This window comes from Methylobacterium sp. 1973, from assembly GCF_040545035.1.
GTDB lineage: Bacteria > Pseudomonadota > Alphaproteobacteria > Rhizobiales > Beijerinckiaceae > Methylobacterium > Methylobacterium fujisawaense.
Window position 1 is genome coordinate 1 of sequence record NZ_JBEPLA010000018.1, and the last position, 18,084, is coordinate 18,084.

Genomic DNA, 18,084 nt, shown 5'->3' on the forward strand with positions numbered 1-18,084 from the left:
CCACCCGCTACGACAAACTCGCCCGCAACTACGCCTCGGCCCTCGCTCTGGCCGCCGTCATCGCCTTCTGGTGCTGATCGAGTCCACACCCTAGAACGTGCGGGTGGATGTTCTGACGTGGCCTGGCGCCTCGAGGTGCAGGGGCCTTCTGGATGGGCCTGGCTGTAGCGAAGTGCTGTCCTCGACCCGTCCGCGGCTGGCGGCGGAGCGCCACAACTCCGAATCCGACAAGGTGAGGTCGCCAATCTGCCGGCGTTCCAGTTCCTCGCCGATCGGCGCGAGGACCGCGCCGGCGGCCCGGAGCGCATCGACCGCCTCCCTGATCGGGCCGCCGTCGTTGTGAATCATCCCTAGTCCGGGAAGCCCCTGATCAGGGCGGTCATCACCATCGTGCGGCGCAAGCCGGGGATGGTTGCCTTGTCCGCGAGCAGTGTCTTTGCCTGCGGGTGAGTCTCGATTGCCTTGGCCATATCGACGGTGTGACCTGACTTGAAGGCGAGGGCTTCGCGGTCTCGTCCTTAAGGTCGGCTTCGGTGGCCTGCTTGATCTCCTCGTCCGTCACCTCGGACTTACGGCACAGGTCACCGGCGCCGGGAATCGCTCGGCCATTCGGGTTTGTGCCGACCCTTGTGCGCCGGAAAAACACCTTCTGTTTCGGGGGGCGGTTATGTCCCGGTCCCGAAGGTGCTGTTTTGCTTGGAAAAATTGGCTGGGGCGCCAGGATTCGAACCTGGGAATGGCGGTACCAAAAACCGCTGCCTTACCACTTGGCGACGCCCCAAGGTGAGCGGAGGCTGTCTAGACGCCGCGCCCGCCCCTGGCAAGCGGTGGATCGCGGCCGTCTAGCCCCCGCCCGCAGCGGCTTACCGGCGCTCGGGGACACCGTCGATCCGGCGGGGCAGGCCCAGCGGATTGGCGGCCTGAAGCGCTGCCGGCAACAGGGCGTCGGGAACGTCCTGATAGCTCACCGGCCTCAGGAACCGGTCGATGGCGAGGCTGCCCACCGAAGTCGTGCGCCCGTCCGAGGTCGCCGGATAGGGGCCGCCATGCACCATCGCGTGCGCCACCTCGACCCCGGTCCCGAAGCCGTTGACCAGGATGCGGCCGACGCGGCGCTCCAGGAGCGGCAGCAGGTCCCGCGCCGCCGCGTGATCCTCCGGCGCGAGGTGCAGCGCCGCCGTGAGCTGGCCTTCCAGATGCTCCAGCACCGCCCGCATCGCTGCGAGATCTGCGCAGCGCACCACGAGGCCCGAGGCCCCGAACATCTCCTCCTGCAGCGCGGGATCCGCCAGGAACACGTCCGAGTCCGTGGCGAACAGGCTGGCCCGGCCTTGTGTCACCCCGCCCTCCGCACCCTCGGCGATGCGGGTGACGGCGGCGTGCCCGGCCACCCGCGCGACGGCCTCCCGGTAGGCGCGCTGGATGCCGGGCGTCAGCATGGTCGCGGCGGGGCTGTCGCGCAGGGCCGCGCCGGCCGCTTCCAGGAAGGCGTCGAGGCCCGGGCCGGGCAGCGCCAGGATCAGGCCCGGATTGGTGCAGAACTGTCCGGCACCCAGCGTCAGCGACGCCGCGAAGGCTTGGCCGATCTCGGCGCCCCGCGCGGCCAGCGCGCCCGGGAACAGCAACACCGGATTGATGCTGCTCATCTCGGCATAGACTGGGATCGGCACCGGGCGTGCGGCCGCGATCGCCATCAGGGCCGTGCCGCCCCGACGGGAGCCCGTGAAGCCCACGGCGGCGATCCGGGGATCGGCCACCAGCCCCTGCCCGATCGACTGGCCGGCATCGAACAGCAGTGAGAAGGTCCCCTCGGGCAGGCCGCAGGACGCCACCGCCTTCTGGATGGCGCGGCCGACCAGTTCCGAGGTGCCGGGATGGGCCGGGTGCGCCTTGACCACCACCGGGCAGCCCGCCGCCAGGGCCGAGGCGGTGTCGCCGCCCGCCACCGAGAAGGCGAGCGGGAAGTTCGAGGCGCCGAACACCGCCACCGGGCCGACGGCGATCCGGCGCAGGCGCAGGTCCGGCCGGGGCAGCGGCTTGCGGTCCGGCAGGGCCGGATCGATCCGCACTGCGACGGAACTACCCTCGCGGACCACGTCGGCGAACAGGCGCAGCTGGCCCACCGTCCGGGCGCGCTCGCCCTCGATCCGCGGCCGGGGCAACCCCGTCTCTTCCATGCAGCGGGTGACGAGGTCGTCGCCGGTCTCCAGGATGTTGGCGGCGATCGCCTCCAGGAAGCCGGCCCGCGTCTCCGGATCGGTCTCCCGGTAGGTGTCGAAGGCGGCCTCCGCCAGGGCGCAGGCCCGGTCGAGATCGCCAAGGCTCGCGCCGGGGAAATCCGGCTCCAGGGATTCGCCGGTGGCCGCCGCGACGGCCCGGACGGCCGCCTCGGTGCCGCGCCGTGCCTCGGCGCCGATCAGGTTCTCGCCGCGCAGGGTCATGAGCTGCTCCTCTTCGTAGGGGTGCGGGCGGGCCGCACCGGGACGGACGCGCGACGGGCGGTCAGCCCCGCTGCGCCGCCAGGGCCTTCTCGCGGATGGCCGCGAGGGTCATGGTCGGGGTGAGCGCCTCGGGATCGACGCGGCAATGGATCATCGCCGGCAGGCCGGAGGCGAGGCTGCGCTCGAAGGCGGGCGCGAAGTCCGCGGTGCATTCCACGCGCTCGCCATGGCCGCCGCAGGCGCGGGCGAGCGCCGCGAAGTCGGGGTTGCGCAGCTCGGTCGCCGAGACGCGGCCGGGATATTCGCGTTCCTGGTGCATCCGGATCGTGCCGTACATGCCGTTGTCGAGCACGACCACCACGACGGCGATCCCGTACTGCACGGCGGTGGCGAATTCCTGCACGGTCATCATCACGTCGCCGTCGCCCGCGAGCGCCACGACGATCCGCTCCGGGTGGCTGCGCTTCGCCATCACGGCGGCGGGCAGGCCGTAGCCCATGGAACCCGAGGTCGGCGCGAGCTGCGTGCCGAAGGCGCGGAACCGGTAGTAGCGGTGGACCCAGGTGGCGAAATTGCCGGCGCCGTTGCAGATCACCGCGTCCCGCGGCAGCCGCTCCCGCAGCCACGTGATCGCTTCCCCGTACTGGAACGCGCCGGGCTTCGGCTCCGGCGTCTCGGACCACGCGCGGTAGGCGGCATGGGCCTCGGCGGCGCGACCGCTCCCGGTCGGCGTGAAATCCGGCAGGGCGGCGCAGAAGGTCTCTGGCGCCGCCTCGATCGCCAGCACCGGCTGATAGACCCGCCCGAGCTCCGCCGCGTCGGCATGGACGTGGACCAGGGGCAACCCGGGATTGGGGATGCCGAGGAGGCCGTAGGATTGCGCCGGCATCTCGGACAGGCGTCCGCCCACCATCAGCAGCAGGTCGGCCTTCCGGATCCGGGTCAGCAGCGCCGGGTTCGGCCCGATCCCGAGCTCGCCCGCGAAGTTCGGATGGTCGGCGGGAAAGAGCTGCGCCCGCCGGAACGAGACCGCCACCGGCAGCTCGTGGCGCGCGGCCCATGCGGCCAGGGTGGCGACGGCGCCCTGCGTCCAGCGGGAGCCGCCGAGCAGCACCATCGGCCGCTGCGCCTCCGCCAGCATCGCCCGCAGACGCTCCACATCGTCCCCGGACGGGGCCGGGGCGGCCGGGACGACGCGCGGCGCGTCGGACACCGCCACGACGTCGTCGAGCATGTCTTCCGGCAGGGCCACCACGACGGGACCGGGACGGCCCTGCATCGCCACCCGGAACGCCCGGGCGAGGATCTCCGGAATGCGCGCCGCGTCGTCGATCTCCACCGTCCATTTGGCGAGCCCGCCGAACATCTGCCGGTAATCGACCTCCTGGAAGGCCTCGCGGTCCCGCATCCGCCGGGCGATCTGGCCGACGAACAGGATCATCGGCGTCGAATCCTGGCGGGCGATGTGCACGCCCGCGGAGGCGTTGGTGGCGCCCGGCCCCCGGGTGACGAAGCAGATGCCGGGGCGGCCGGTGAGCTTGCCCGCGGCCTCGGCCATGATCGCCGCGCCGCCCTCCTGCCGGCAGACCAGCACGTCGATGCCGCTGTCGCGCAGGGCGTCGAGCACCGCGAGGTAGCTCTCCCCGGGGACGCAGGTCACGCGCTCGACGCTCTGGGCGCGGAGCTGGTCGACGAGCACCTGCGCGCCGGTGCGTGGGGGCAATCCGCTCAAGCCGTTCCTCCCTGGCCCTCGGGCCGCATCCGGGGCGTTCCGCCGGGATCGGCCACCGTTCCGCCCGCCGCTGGGATGCTTCTGATATCCCAGTTTCAGGATAGGGGCGGGTTCGGGGCGGTCAACCTGTCAGACCAGGGGCCGCCGGTCGAGGGCCCGGCGGGTCATCCGGTCGAGAAAGTCGAACAGCGTTCCGATCCCGGCCAGGGCCGCCGCTTCGTCCCGCGCCGCGATGCCGGACAGGATCGCCCCGTGGATCTTGGCGCAATCCAGGAAGCTGGCGGTGGGCTCGTAGGTGTACCAGAACCGACGGGACTGGGCGTGGAGCGCCGCCATGGTGCCGGTGAGCGTCGCGTTGTAGGCCGCGCCGACGAGGGCCTCGTGCAGGCCGCGCTTGGTCCGGAAATAGGCCTCCCGATCGCGGGCCTCGGCGGCGCTGCGCAATCCGGCTGCCCGGTCCAGCAAGTGTGCCATGTCCTCCGCCGTGCCGCGCGCGATGACGCAGCGGGCCACGGTCTCGTCGAGGGGCCGCCGCACCTCCAGCAATTCGAGATGCTTGATGACGTCCACCTGGGTGACGAGAACGCCGCGCCGCGGATGGACCTCCACGAACCCGATCGCCTTGAGCCGCGCCAGAGCCTCGCGGACCGGCGTCCGGCCGAGGCCCAGCTCCGCGCCGAGTTCACCCTCCGAGACCATGGCGCCCGGAGCGAGACGGCGGCTGATGATCATCTGCTCGATGGCGTCATAGGCGGTCTCGGCGAGGGAGCGCGGCCTGCGCCCATCCTCCGGCGGCGCCTGTCCGCCGCCCGCAAATCCCAATCCGGCCAAGGGCTTCCCCGTCGATGTCGGATCCTGTCTGTCGCAACCCGCGCCGGTTGACAATGGCGCCGCGCACCGTGCTACTCAAGGCTTGGGATATCAGTCCGCGTTCAGCGCGGGCGGGAGCCAAGGCCGGCGCAAGCGACATGTGATTGTCACCGTTCGCGGGTGCCGAGACCGAGGCCCAGGGAGGAGGAGCGGATGTCCGGGATGTCCCCTGAGACGCGCGCCAAGCTGAAGACCGTCAGCACGGCGACGCTGATGACCGCCCTCTACAAGCGCGGCTTCCGCAACCAGATGATCCAGGGCGTGCTGCCCCTGAAGGCCGGCGGCCCGACGATGGTCGGCGAGGCCTACACCCTGCGCTACATCCCGGCCCGGGAGGACCTGAACCCCATCACGGTGTTCCGGGACCGCGCGCATCCGCAGCGCAAGGCCGTGGAGGAGTGCCCGCCCGGCGCCGTGATGGTGATCGACAGCCGCAAGGACGCCCGGGCGGCCTCCGCCGGCTCGATCCTGGCCACCCGGCTGATGGTGCGCGGCTGCGCCGGGCTCGTCACCGACGGCGGATTTCGCGATGCCGACGAGATCGCCCGGCTGGAGATGCCGAGCTATCACGCGCGCCCGTCGGCGCCGACGAACCTCACCCTCCATCAGGCGATCGACATCAACGTGCCGATCGGCTGCGGCGACGCGCCCGTCTTCCCCGGGGACGTGATCGTCGGCGACGGCGACGGGGTGGCGGTGATCCCGGCCCATCTCGCCGACGCCGTCGCCGACGAGGCCGTCGAGATGACCGCCTACGAGGACTTCGTCACCGAGGAGGTTCGCAAGGGCCGCACAATCCTCGGCCTCTACCCTGCCACCGACGAACAGAGCCTCGCCGATTTCGCCGCCTGGCGGAAGCGGACCGGCCGCTGAGCGTGCCGGACCGGCCCGCTCCAGCCCGGCCCGCGATCGGCAACGGGCCGGAACGCGTCGGATTCGACTCGGGGGGACGCCATGGCGGCGGGGTTGCGCGGGGGCGCTGCGGCGCCGGAGATCGAGCGGCGGACGGTCGCCAAGGTGTCGTGGCGACTCCTGCCGCTGATCGTCCTGATCTACTTCGTCGCCTACATGGACCGGACGAATGTGGGCTTCGCCGCGTTCGGCCTGAAGCGGGACTTCGGGTTCTCCGCCACGCTCTACGGCTGGGCTGCCGGCATCTTCTTCCTCGGTTACGTCCTCTTCGAGATTCCGAGCAACGTCCTTCTGGAGCGCGCCGGGGCGCGGCTCTGGATCGCCCGGATCATGGTCACCTGGGGACTGGTGGCGGGCAGCATGGTCCTCATCACCGGCCCGGTGAGCTTTCTGGCCCTGCGTTTCCTGCTGGGCGTGGCCGAGGCCGGCTTCTTCCCCGGCGTGATCCTCTACTTCACCTTCTGGTTCCCGAAGCGGTACCGGGCCCGCGTGGTCGCCGCCCTGTTCCTGGCGGTACCGGGCTCGAATGCCCTCACGGCGGTGATCTCGGGGGCGCTGCTCCAGCTCGACGGCGTGCTGGGCCTGCACGGCTGGCAGTGGCTGTTCCTCCTGGAGGCCGCGCCCTCGATCCTGCTGGCCGTCGCGGTTCTGGCGCTGATGACGGACCGGCCCGAACAGGCAGCGTGGCTCGCGGCCGAGGAGCGGCGCTGGCTGAGGGACGAACTCGCGGCGGAGCGTGCGGGCACGCTCAGGGCTCACGGGCATCTCACCCTCAAACAGGCCCTCACCGACCGGCGGGTGCTCGCCCTCGGGGCGATCTACTTCACCATCGGCACCGCCACCTACGGCATCACCTTCTTCATGCCGCCGATCCTGAAGAGCCTGCATCTCACCGACTGGGAGACGGGGGTCGCCACGGCGGTACCCTACGTCGTGGGGACCCTGGGCATGGTCGCCTGGAGCTGGTCGTCGGACCGGCGCAACGAGCGGCGATGGCACTTCGTGATCGCCGCGCTGGTCGCCGCCCTCGGCCTCGTCGCCTCCGGCCCCCTGCTCGGCAGCCTCTGGGCGCTGACGGCGATGTCGGTGGCGACGATCGGGCTCTACGGCAGCAAGCCCGCCTTCTGGGCGATGCCGGGGGAGTTCCTGTCCGGGCCCGCGGCGGCCGGGGGGATCGCCCTGATCAACGCGATCGGCAATCTCGGCGGCTTCGTCGGTCCCTACGTCCTGGGCTGGCTCAAGGATTACACCGGCAGCTACGAGGCGGGACTTTATTTCCTGGCCGCTTGCGCGCTCGCCTCGGCGGCGATCACGGTTGTCTCTGTCCGGTCAGGCCGGGCGGAGGCGGACCCGCGCGATGGGACCGGCGGCGCGTTCCGCCCCGCCGGCCCGAGCCCGTGAGACCGGAGACAGAGCGATGACCGCGCGCAAGAAGGACCTGGGCGACCTGCGCAGCCAGCGCTGGTTCGGCGCCACCGACCTGCGCAGCTTCGGCCATCGCTCGCGCATGCTACAGATGGGCTATGAGCGGGCGGATTTCAGCAACAAGCCCATCGTCGGCATCATCAACACCTGGAGCGACATCAATCCCTGCCACCTGCATTTCCGCGAGCGCGTGGAGCAGGTGAAGCGCGGCGTCTGGCAGGCGGGGGGCTTCCCGATCGAATTGCCGGCGCTGTCGCTGTCCGAGAATTTCGTCAAGCCGACCACGATGCTCTACCGCAACCTCCTGGCCATGGAGGTGGAGGAGCTGCTGCGCCAGCACCCGGTGGACGGGGCGGTGCTGATGGGCGGCTGCGACAAGACCACGCCCGGCACCGTGATGGGCGGCATCTCCATGAACCTGCCGATGATCTTCCTCCCGGCGGGGCCGATGATGCGCGGGCATTTCGGGGGCAAGATCCTCGGTTCCGGCTCGGATGTCTGGAAGTACTGGGCCGAGAAGGAGGCCGGCACCATCACCACGCAGGAGTGGAACGACATGGAGGCGGGCATCGCCCGCTCCGCCGGCACCTGCATGACCATGGGCACCGCCTCGACCATGACGGCGATCACCGAGGCGCTGGGCCTGTCCCTGCCGGGCGCGGCCTCGATCCCGGCGGCCGACGCCGACCATCCCCGCATGGCGAGCGCCTGCGGCCGGCGCATCGTGGACATGATCTGGGAGGACCTGAAGCCCTCCGACATCCTCGACCGGCGCTCCATCGACAACGCGCTCGTCGTCCACAACGCGCTGGCCGGCTCCACCAACGCGATGATCCACCTCGTCGCCATGGCGGGCCGGGCCGGCATCCCGGTCAAGCTCACCGCGTTCGACGAGGTCGCCCAGAAAGTCCCGGTGATCGCCAACCTCCGGCCCTCGGGGCAGTGGCTGATGGAGGATTTCCACATCGCGGGCGGAATCCGGGCGCTGATGGCGCGGCTCTCCTCCCTCCTCCACCTCGACGCCCGCTCGGTCACCGGCGGCACGATCGGCGACGGGCTCGCCGGCGCGAAGGTCTACAACGACGACGTGATCCGCCCCCTCGACAAGCCCATCGTGTCGATGGGCGGGACCGCGATCCTCTACGGCAACCTCGCGCCGGACGGCTGCGTGATCAAGCCGCCCGCCGCCGACCCGCGGCTCCTGCAGCATACCGGCCCCGCCCTGGTCTTCGACAGCTACGACGCGATGAGCGCGGCGGTGAACGACCTCGACCTCGGCGTCACCCCCGACCACGTCATGATCCTGCGCAATGCCGGCCCGATCGGCGGGCCCGGCATGCCGGAATGGGGCATGCTGCCGATCCCCAAGGTCCTGCTCCGCCAGGGCGTGCGCGACATGGTCCGCATCTCGGACGCGCGGATGAGCGGAACGAGCTACGGCGCCTGCATCCTGCACGTGGCGCCGGAATCGGCCGCGGGCGGCCCGCTCGCCGCCGTGCGCGACGGCGACCTGATCAGCGTGGACGTGGCCGCGCGCCGGATCCACCTGCACCTGGACGATGCCGAGATTGCCGCGCGGGTGAAGGCTTTCGTGCCGCCCGACCGGGCCTATCCCCGGGGCTACAACCGCCTGTTCGCCCAGCACGTGCGGCAGGCCCACGAGGGCTGCGACTTCGACTTTCTGGAGGGCGCCGGGGGGATCCCGGAACCCGAGATTCACTGACCGGCCCGAGCCGTCGGCAACAGGCGGCGGGCCCGATCACAGGGAGGACACATGGTGATGATCGCACGCAGGGGCCTGCTCGCCGGAGCGGCCCTGCTCGGCGCCGCGCGGGCGGCCGGGGCCGGCTGGGAGCCGTCGCAGCGGGTGCCGGACCCGGCCGTCGAGATCCTCGATCCGGCCTTCGCCAAGTACCGCCTCGCCTCGGCGACGGTGGAGCGGGTCGCCACGGGCTTCCGCTGGGCCGAGGGGCCGGTCTGGTTCGGCGACAGGGGCGCGCTGCTGTTCAGCGACGTGGTCAACGACCGGATCATGAAGTGGGAGGAGGCGTCGGGTTCGCTCTCGGAATTCCGCAGGCCGTCGAACTACGCCAACGGCAACACCCGCGACCGGCAGGGGCGGCTGATCACCTGCCAGCACTGGACCCGCAGCGTCACCCGGACCGAGCATGACGGGACCATCACCACGCTGATGGACCGGTTCGACGGCAAGCCGCTGAATTCGCCCAACGACGTGGTCTGCCATGCCGACGGCGCGGTCTGGTTCACCGATCCCGCCTTCGGGCCGAACCCCCACGAGGCGATGGCGGCCCCGGAACTGCCGGGCAACGTCTACCGGATCGACCCGGGGACCGGGCAGGCCAGCGTCGTGGTCGAGGGCGTGGCCGGGCCGAACGGCCTGTGCTTCGCGCCGGACGGGACGAAGCTGTACCTGATCGAGGCCCGGGCCAAGCCCAACCGCCTGATCCGCGTTTACGACGTGGTCGAGAACGGCACGAAGACCGCCAACGGCCGCGTGTTCTACGACGCCGGCACCGGCACGCCGGACGGCTTCCGCGCCGATGTCGACGGCAATCTCTGGTGCGGCTGGGGGATGAGCGAGGCCGAGGACGGCGTCATCGTGCTCTCACCGCAGGGCAAGCTGATCGGCCGGATTCGCCTGCCCGAGCGCTGCGCCAACCTGTGCTTCGGCGGCCTGAACCGTAACCTGCTGCTGATGACGGCGACGCACTCGGTCTACGCGCTGTATGTGAACACGCGGGGTGCGGGGATCTGCTGAGGTCGTATGGGCGATGCGAGCCGCCGTACCGTCTTTGCGAGCGCAGCGAAGCAATCCCGGGTTGCGCCACGCCGACCGATGTCGCGTTGCCCTGGGTCGCTTCGCTGCGCTCGCGATGACGGGAGCGTCTGCCCCCGCCCCTACTCCGCGGCTTCCGCCAGATACCGCGCCGGATCGTAGTTCAGGATCGGCCCGAGCCAGCGCTCGACCTCGCGGACATCCATGCCCTTGCGGACGGCGTAATCCTCGACCTGATCCCGCTCCACCTTGGCGACGCCGAAATAATGCGCCTCCGGGTGGGCGATGTAGATCCCCGACACCGACGAGCCCGGCCACATGGCGTAGGATTCGGTGAGCTTCACGCCGATCCGGCTCTCGGCCCGAAGCAGGTCGAACAGGGTCGTCTTCTCGGTGTGGTCGGGCTGGGCCGGGTAGCCGGGAGCCGGGCGGATGCCGTCGTATTTCTCCAGTACCAGCTCCTCGGGGGCGTAGGCCTCCTCCGTCGCGTAGCCCCAGAACTCCTTGCGCACCCGTTCGTGCATGCGCTCGGCGAAGGCCTCGGCGATGCGGTCGGCGAGCGCCTTGACCAGGATCGCCCGGTAATCGTCGTTCGCCCGCTCGAACCGCTCGGCGATCCGCACCTCCTCCAGGCCGGCCGTGACCACGAAGCCGCCGACATAGTCGGCGATGCCGGTCTCGGAAGGCGCCACGAAGTCCGACAGGCAGGTGTTGGCGCGCCCGTCGCGCTTCGAGAGCTGCTGGCGCAGGCCGTGGAAGGTGGCGAGCCGCTCCGACCGGCTCTCGCCGGTATAGAGCGCGATGTCGTCGCCGACGCTGTTGGCCGGCCAGAAGCCGATCACCGCCTTCGGGTTGAACCAGCGCTCCTCAACGATCTGCTTCAGCATCGCCTGCGCGTCCTCGTAGAGAGCGCGGGCGGCCGGTCCCTGCTCGGGATCGTCCAGGATCGCCGGAAAGCGGCCCTTGAACTCGTAGGTCTGCAGGAACGGCGTCCAGTCGATGTAGGGCACGAGGTCGGCGACCTCGTAGGAGCCGTAGACCCGGGTGCCGGTGAAGGTCGGCTTGGCCGGCTTGTAGCCCGACCAGTCGACCTTGAAGGCGTTGGCCCGCGCCTTGGCCAGCGGCAGCCGCTGCTTGTCGACCTCCGAGCGCTTATGGGCGTCGGCGACCTTGGCGTACTCGGCCCGGACCTTCTCGATCGTGGGCCCACGGGTCTCCTTGGAGATCAGGCTCGACACCACGCCGACCGCCCGGCTCGCGTCGGTGACGTAGACCGCCTGCCCCTTGGCGTAGGCCGGGTGGATCTTCACCGCCGTGTGGACGCGGCTCGTGGTGGCGCCGCCGATCAGGAGCGGCACGTCCAGGCCCTCGCGCTCCATCTCGCCCGCCACGTGGACCATCTCGTCGAGCGACGGGGTGATCAGGCCGGACAGGCCGACGATGTCGACCTGCTCGCGCTTGGCGGTCTCCAGGATCTTGGCGGCCGGCACCATCACGCCGAGATCGATGATCTCGTAGTTGTTGCAGGCCAGCACGACGCCGACGATGTTCTTGCCGATGTCGTGGACGTCGCCCTTCACGGTGGCCATCAGCACCTTGCCGGCGGCCTGGCGCTTGCCGTCGCCGCCATTGGCGAGCTTCTCGGCCTCCATGTAGGGCTCGAGATAGGCCACCGCCTGCTTCATCACGCGGGCGGACTTCACCACCTGCGGCAGGAACATCTTACCGGCGCCGAACAGGTCGCCGACCACGTTCATGCCGGCCATCAGCGGGCCCTCGATGACGTGGAGCGGCCGCTCCACGCCCTGGCGGGCCTCCTCGGTGTCGGCCAGGATGTACTCGGTGATGCCGTTGACCAGGGCGTGCTCGATGCGCTTCCCGACCGGCGCCTCGCGCCAGGTCAGGTCGGCGGTCTTGGCCTGGGCCGAAGCGCCGGTCTTGAACCGCTCGGCGGCCTCCAGCAGGCGCTCGGTGGAATCGTCGCGCCGGTTGAGGACCACGTCCTCGCAGAGCTCGCGGAGCTCCGCCGGGATCTCGTCGTAGACGGCGAGCTGGCCGGCATTGACGATGCCCATGTCCATGCCCGCCTGGATGCAGTGGAACAGGAACACCGCGTGCATCGCCTCGCGCACCGGCTCGTTGCCGCGGAACGCGAAGGACAGGTTCGAGACGCCGCCCGAGATGTGGGCGTGCGGCAGGGTCTCGCGGATCGTGCGGGTCGCCTCGATGAAGGCGACGCCGTAGCCGTTATGCTCCTCGATGCCGGTGGCGACCGCGAAGATGTTCGGGTCGAAGATGATGTCTTCGGGCGGGAAGCCGACCCGCTCGGTCAGGATCCGGTAGGCCTTGGTGCAGATCTCGACCTTGCGCTCGTAGGAATCCGCCTGCCCCTGCTCGTCGAAGGCCATCACCACCACGGCGGCGCCGTAGGAGCGGCAGACCTTGGCGGCCTCGATGAACTTCTCCTCGCCCTCCTTCATGGAGATCGAGTTCACGATCGGCTTGCCCTGGATGCACTTGAGCCCCGCCTCGATCACCTCGAACTTCGAGGAATCGACCATGACGGGCACCCGGGCGATGTCGGGCTCGGCGGCGACGAGGTTGAGGAACTCGACCATCGCCTTCTGGGAGTCGAGCAGGCCCTCGTCCATGTTGACGTCGATCACCTGGGCGCCGGCCGCGACCTGATCGCGGGCGACGTCCAGTGCCGCCGCGTAGTCGCCGTTGGTGATGAGCTTGCGGAACTTGGCCGAGCCGGTGACGTTCGTGCGCTCGCCGACGTTCACGAAGGGAATTTCCGGCGTGAGCACGAAGGGCTCGAGGCCCGACAGCCGCATCAGGCGGGGGATCTCGGGGATCGGCCGCGGCGCCTTGCCGGCGACGGCCTCCGCGATGGCGCGGATATGGTCTGGGGTGGTGCCGCAGCAGCCGCCGACCATGTTGACGAGGCCGGATTCGGCGAACTCGCCGACCAGCTTGCCCATCGCCTCCGGGCTCTCGTCGTAGAGGCCGAACTCGTTGGGCAGGCCGGCATTCGGGTAGGCGCAGACCAGCGTGTCGCAGATCCGCGACAGCTCGGCGATGTGGCCGCGCATCTCGCGGGCGCCCAGCGCGCAGTTGAGGCCGAAGGTCAGCGGATCGGAGTGGCGCAGGGCGTGCCAGAAGGCCGCCGGGGTCTGGCCCGACAGGGTGCGGCCCGAGAGGTCGGTGATCGTGCCGGAGATCTGGATCGGCAGGCGGATGCCGGTCTCGTCGAAGACCTGCCACGCCGCCGCCACCGCCGCCTTGGCGTTGAGCGTGTCGAAGATCGTCTCGATCAGGATCAGCTCGGCGCCGCCGTCGATCAGGCCGCGGACCTGCTCCACGTAGGCCTGCTTGACCTGATCGAAGGTGACGGCCCGGAAGCCCGGGTTGTTCACGTCCGGCGAGATCGACAGGGTGCGGTTCGTCGGGCCGATGGCGCCGGCCACGAAGCGGCGGCGGCCGTCCGTCTCCTCGGCGAGCCTGGCGGCCTCACGGGCGAGACGCGCGCCCTCCCGGTTCAACTCGTGGATGATCGACTCCATGCCGTAATCGGCCTGGGCGATGGTGGTGCCCGAGAAGGTGTTGGTCTCGCAGACGTCGGCGCCGGCCAGGAAGTAGTCGAGGTGGATCTGCCGGATCGCGTCGGGCTGGGTCAGGATCAGGAGGTCGTTGTTGCCCTTCTGATCGTGGCCGTGATCCTTGAACCGGTCGCCGCGAAAATCCTCTTCCGAGAACTTCAGCCGCTGGATCACGGTGCCCATCGCACCGTCGAGGACGAGGATCTTCTCCGCCGCGCGCTGGCGCAGCGCCTGTGCGATCGCGGTACCGTCGACGGGGGCAAAATCGGTCATCATGCGTCCTGTCAGATCACCTCGTCCCGAGGTGCCGGAGCGAAGCGGAGGCCTCGCAGGAGGCCTCCAGATATCTCGGTGTTCCCTGGAGCCCGCCTTCGAGGCCGCTCGCGCGGCACCTCAGGAGGGTGAAAACCTTCATTCTACCAGACGCTTCCGTGCCACGGGCGCGGAGGCGTCCCCGTCTCTGCGAGCGGAGCGAAGCCGTCCAGCAGCGCCACGCTCACGGATGTCGCGCTGTCCTGGGTCGCTTCGCTGCGCTCGCGAGGACGGATCGGGGGTGTCGAGCGCGGCCTCGGGAATTAAGCCGCCGCCTTGGCGGCCGCCAGCTTCGGCGCCTGGGCGCGCAGGCCGAGCAGGTGGCAGATCGCGTAGACCAGATCCGAGCGGTTCATCGAGTAGAAATGGAAGTCGTTGACGCCCTCGTCCACGAGGTCGAGCACCTGCTCGGCCGCGACCGCGGCGGCGACGAGGCGGCGGGTCTCCACGTCGTCTTCCAGGCCCTCGAACCGGGCGGCCAGCCAGTAGGGCACCGAGGCGCCGGTGCGGCGGGCGAAGTTCGCCGCCTGCTTGAAGTTCTGCACCGGCAGGATGCCCGGGATGATCGGGATCGTGATCCCCGCGGCCCGGACCTTCTCCAAGTAGCGCAGGAAGACCTCGTTCTCGAAGAAGAACTGGGTGATCGCCTGATCGGCGCCGGCATCGACCTTGGCCTTCAGGGCCTCGATGTCCGCGTCGAGCGAGGCCGCCTCCGGGTGCTTCTCGGGATAGGCCGAGACCGAGACCTTGAAGTCGCCGATCCGCTTGATCCCCTCGACCAGCTCGGCGGTCGACGCGTAGCCGCCCGGATGCGGCCGGTAGGCGTGGCCGACGCCCTCCGCCGGGTCGCCGCGGAGCGCCACGATGTGGCGCACGCCCGCATCCCAGTAGGACTGGACCACCGCGTCGATCTCCTCCCGGGTGGCGTCCACGCAGGTGAGGTGCGCGGCCGGCTTCAGGCCGGTCTCGCGGACCATCCGGGCCACCGTGTTGTGGGTGCGCTCCCGGGTGGAGCCGCCGGCCCCGTAGGTCACCGAGACGAAGCTCGGCTGAAGCGGCGCCAGACGCTCGATCGAGCCCCAGAGGATCTTCTCCATCTCCTCGGTCTTCGGCGGGAAGAACTCGATCGAGACGCGGATCGGGTGGTAGCCGTCGCGGCTGGCGCGGTGGGTGGAGCGGCGCATCGGGGTCTCGTCCTCTATGTCGATCGGTTCAGACGAAGTCTGCGAAGGTTCTGGATGTCAGGCGACGGCGCGCCGGGGCTGTTCAGTCTCGTCGGCCAGACCGTCCTGGGCCAGCCAGAGGGTGACGGTGAGCTGACCCGACTCGCGCGGCGCCAGATCGCGCGTGCCGACCGTGGCGAGACCGGCCTCCGCGAGCCAGCCGGAGACCTGCTCGGCGGAGAAGCCGAGGCGTCGGTGGGCTTGGCCCGTGCGCAGGAATTCCAGCTCGTGCGGCGCGAAATCCACCACCAGCAGACGGCCGCCCGGCGCCACCAGCCGCGCGGCGCCGCGGAGCGCCCGGGCCGGGTCGTCGAGATAATGCAGCACCTGATGGACCACCACGAGGTCGAAGCTCGACCGGGCGAAGGGCGGCGCGTGGATGTCGCCTTGCCGCAGATCCACCCGCGACAGGCCCTGGCGCTCCAGGTTGGCCCGGGCGACGGACAGCATGGCATGGCTCGAATCGAGCCCGGTGGCGCGGCTGGCCCGGGGAGCCAGCAGGCCAAGCATGCGGCCCGTCCCGGTGCCGAGATCGATCAGGCTGCCGATCGGCCGGTCGCCCAGGGCGTCCAGCACCGCCGCCTCCACGATCGCCTCCGGAACGTGGAGGGAGCGCAGCTCGTCCCATTTGGGCGCCAGCCGGGCGAAGAAGGTCTCGGCCGCCTCGGCCCGCTGCACCCGCACGGCATCGAGACGGGCGCGGTCCTCCGACAGGGGCGGTGCGGTCCGGTCGAGACCGGACAGCAGCGGATCCGCCAGGCCGGCGCGGGCGTCGGACAGCCGGAAGAACGCCCAGGCCCCTTCGCGGTGACGCTCGACAAGCCCGGCTTCCACCAGAAGCTTGAGATGCCGCGAGATCCGCGGCTGCGACTGGCCGAGGATGTCGGTCAGGTCGGACACCGACAGTTCCCCCTCGGCGAGCAGCGCCAGGATGCGCAGGCGCGTCTCCTCGGCGGCCGCACGCAGGACGCCCAGGGCTTCCGGAAAGGGGATCGATCCCGCCTCTTGCCTGCGTTCAATAGACATAAAGATATGTTTATGTGCGTTTCGCGGTGGGCGCAAGCACGAACTTGCGGGGGGGGGGCGGGTGGATGAGACCGAAGCGCGGCGGCCGCGTTGATGGCAGGTCCGCCGAGGGCGCGCCCGGGGAGGCGTGCATGTCCGAGAGCCCGTTCCCGCAGATCACGCTGGTCCGCCACGGTGAGACCGCGTGGAGCCGATCCGGCCAGCATACCGGGCGCAGCGACATCCCCCTGACCCCGGAGGGCGAGGAAGCGGCGCGCGCCCTCGCCCCGCGCCTCGCGGCCCGCTCCTACGCGGAGGTCTGGTCGAGCCCGTCGAGCCGGGCGGCCACGACCTGCGCGCTGGCGGGCTTCGGTGACCGGCGCGTGATCGATCCGGATCTCGCGGAGTGGGATTACGGCGCCTACGAGGGCCGGACCACGCAGGCGATCCTGGCCGAGCGGCCGGATTGGCGCCTGTTCCGCGACGGCTGCCCCGGCGGCGAGACGGCGGAGGCGGTCGGCGTTCGGGCGGACCGGATCATCGCCCGGGCCCGCGCCCGTGATGCCGACCTCGTCGTGTTCTCCAGCGCGCATGTCCTGCGGGTGCTCGCCGCGCGCTGGATCGGGCTGCCGCCGCAGGGAGGGGCGCTTCTCGTCCTCGGCACAGCGAGCGTCTCGGTGCTCGGCTACGAACACGACCGCACCGAGCCGGTGCTGCGCGCCTGGAACGGCTAGGCGCCGACGCTAGCGCAGCCAATACCCATCCGGCGCGAGAGCGTCCGGCATCGGCTCGCCGAGGGCGTGGTGCACGATCCGGTCGACGGCGCGGACCATGGCGTCGAGGGGCAGGTCGTTCGGCTCGGTGCCGAACGGTTCCTCGAGCTCGTCCCCGAGGGCGTCGAGGCCGAAGAACGTGTAGGCCACGAGCGCCACCACGACGGGCGTCGCCCAGCCCAGGGAGCCCGTGAGGCCCACCGGCAGGAGCAGGCAGTAGAGCCACGCGGTCCGGTACACCAAGAGGGTGTAGGCGAAGGGCAGCGGCGTGTTGGCGAGGCGCTCGCAGGCGGTGTGCACGCCCGACAGCGCCTCGATCCGGGCTTCGAGGATGCCGAACTGGATGTCGCTGAGCCCGCCCGCGCGCATCAGCGCGGCCAGGTCCCGGGTGATGGCGCCCAGAATCGAGTCGGTGGGATTCGGGCCCGACAGGTCCGATCCGGGGCTCATCCGGCCCACCGCGGCGGCCTCGTCGAGGGCGCGCAGGCGGGCATGAAGCCCGTGGGCGAAGGCCGAGAGGCGTCGGAGCTGGCGCGCCGCCTCCCGCTCCGGCAGCAGGGCGGGGAGGATGCGGGCGAGGTTGCGCACCTCGCCGATCAGGTTGCCCCAGTGCTTCCGGGCTTCCCACCAACGCTCGTAGCAGGCGTTGTTGCGGAAGCTCAGGAAGATCGAGAGGGCGAGGCCGACCACCGTGAACGGGGTGACCCCCGCGGTGACCGGGAACAGTTCGGGCCATCGCGATTCCGCCCAGACCACCGCGCAGGACACCGCGACGATCCCGGCGAGCTTCGGCGCCACCCGCGGCAGGATCGAGCCGCGCAGGGTGAACAGCAGGGTCAGCAGGTTGGGCCGGGTGCGGACGATCATCGGGGCTTCGGGTCTGGGGGGCTTCTTAGCCCTGCCCTGCCCCCCGCGCGCCGGCAAGGAACGTGTTGGTGAAAAGGGGCGCCGGCCGCCCAGCCCGGCGGGGCGGACCGTGCGAGCTGGCCCGG

13 protein-coding genes and 1 tRNA gene are annotated in these 18,084 nt (G+C 70.7%); 5 read left to right on the forward strand and 9 right to left on the reverse strand.

The genetic code is table 11. From position 1 onward, the window contains the following. Positions 1-90: 90 nt before the first annotated feature. The 5 genes from ABIC70_RS25255 to ABIC70_RS25275 form a co-directional block, all read right to left on the reverse strand. Complete coding sequence (locus ABIC70_RS25255; RefSeq protein WP_075380204.1) at positions 91-348, reverse strand: hypothetical protein; 258 nt, start codon at positions 346-348, stop codon at positions 91-93. Between the two features lie 358 nt (positions 349-706). Then, positions 707-781 (reverse strand) — tRNA-Gln (locus tag ABIC70_RS25260). Between the two features lie 82 nt (positions 782-863). Then, complete coding sequence (locus ABIC70_RS25265; RefSeq protein WP_354441760.1) at positions 864-2,441, reverse strand: aldehyde dehydrogenase (NADP(+)); 1,578 nt, start codon at positions 2,439-2,441, stop codon at positions 864-866. 61 nt (positions 2,442-2,502) lie between these two features. Further along, on the reverse strand, positions 2,503-4,173 hold the full coding sequence (locus ABIC70_RS25270; RefSeq protein WP_354441762.1) for a thiamine pyrophosphate-binding protein: 1,671 nt from the start codon (positions 4,171-4,173) through the stop codon (positions 2,503-2,505). Between the two features lie 129 nt (positions 4,174-4,302). Then, the gene (locus tag ABIC70_RS25275; RefSeq protein WP_274927320.1) at positions 4,303-5,004 is read right to left on the reverse strand and encodes a GntR family transcriptional regulator; all 702 of its coding nucleotides are present in this window, start codon (positions 5,002-5,004) and stop codon (positions 4,303-4,305) included. Positions 5,005-5,196: 192 nt separating this feature from the next. Here ABIC70_RS25275 and ABIC70_RS25280 point away from each other — a divergent pair, with 192 nt between their 5' ends. From ABIC70_RS25280 to ABIC70_RS25295, 4 genes are all read left to right on the forward strand, one after another. Further along, complete coding sequence (locus ABIC70_RS25280) at positions 5,197-5,916, forward strand: ribonuclease activity regulator RraA (RefSeq protein ID WP_043384349.1); 720 nt, start codon at positions 5,197-5,199, stop codon at positions 5,914-5,916. Positions 5,917-5,997: 81 nt separating this feature from the next. Further along, positions 5,998-7,356, forward strand: a complete 1,359-nt coding sequence (locus ABIC70_RS25285; protein WP_111473928.1) for an MFS transporter — start codon at positions 5,998-6,000, stop codon at positions 7,354-7,356. Between the two features lie 16 nt (positions 7,357-7,372). Continuing rightward, positions 7,373-9,103, forward strand: a complete 1,731-nt coding sequence (gene araD / locus ABIC70_RS25290; protein ID WP_354441769.1) for an L-arabinonate dehydratase — start codon at positions 7,373-7,375, stop codon at positions 9,101-9,103. A 51-nt stretch (positions 9,104-9,154) separates the two neighbouring features. Next, positions 9,155-10,159 carry an SMP-30/gluconolactonase/LRE family protein gene (locus ABIC70_RS25295; protein WP_354441771.1) on the forward strand — a complete coding sequence of 335 codons (1,005 nt, stop codon included), beginning with the start codon at positions 9,155-9,157 and terminating at the stop codon, positions 10,157-10,159. 140 nt (positions 10,160-10,299) lie between these two features. Here the strand turns inward: ABIC70_RS25295 and metH are convergent, their stop codons facing one another. The 3 genes from metH to ABIC70_RS25310 all read right to left on the reverse strand — a co-directional run bounded on the left by metH (position 10,300) and on the right by ABIC70_RS25310 (position 16,340). After that, positions 10,300-14,052 carry a methionine synthase gene (gene metH / locus ABIC70_RS25300; protein WP_354441817.1) on the reverse strand — a complete coding sequence of 1,251 codons (3,753 nt, stop codon included), beginning with the start codon at positions 14,050-14,052 and terminating at the stop codon, positions 10,300-10,302. Between the two features lie 302 nt (positions 14,053-14,354). Beyond that, positions 14,355-15,275, reverse strand: a complete 921-nt coding sequence (metF, locus tag ABIC70_RS25305) for a methylenetetrahydrofolate reductase [NAD(P)H] (protein ID WP_043384357.1) — start codon at positions 15,273-15,275, stop codon at positions 14,355-14,357. A gap of 57 nt (positions 15,276-15,332) precedes the next feature. Further along, the gene (locus tag ABIC70_RS25310; protein ID WP_043384360.1) at positions 15,333-16,340 is read right to left on the reverse strand and encodes an ArsR/SmtB family transcription factor; all 1,008 of its coding nucleotides are present in this window, start codon (positions 16,338-16,340) and stop codon (positions 15,333-15,335) included. A gap of 131 nt (positions 16,341-16,471) precedes the next feature. Between ABIC70_RS25310 and ABIC70_RS25315 the strand changes: the two genes are divergently transcribed. Further along, positions 16,472-17,053 (forward strand): histidine phosphatase family protein, encoded by a 582-nt coding sequence (locus ABIC70_RS25315; protein ID WP_278307127.1) that lies wholly within the window; start codon positions 16,472-16,474, stop codon positions 17,051-17,053. A gap of 9 nt (positions 17,054-17,062) precedes the next feature. Here ABIC70_RS25315 and ABIC70_RS25320 read toward each other — a convergent pair whose 3' ends face one another. Then, positions 17,063-17,959 (reverse strand): bestrophin family protein, encoded by an 897-nt coding sequence (locus ABIC70_RS25320; protein ID WP_043384367.1) that lies wholly within the window; start codon positions 17,957-17,959, stop codon positions 17,063-17,065. Between the last annotated feature and the right edge of the window lie 125 nt (positions 17,960-18,084).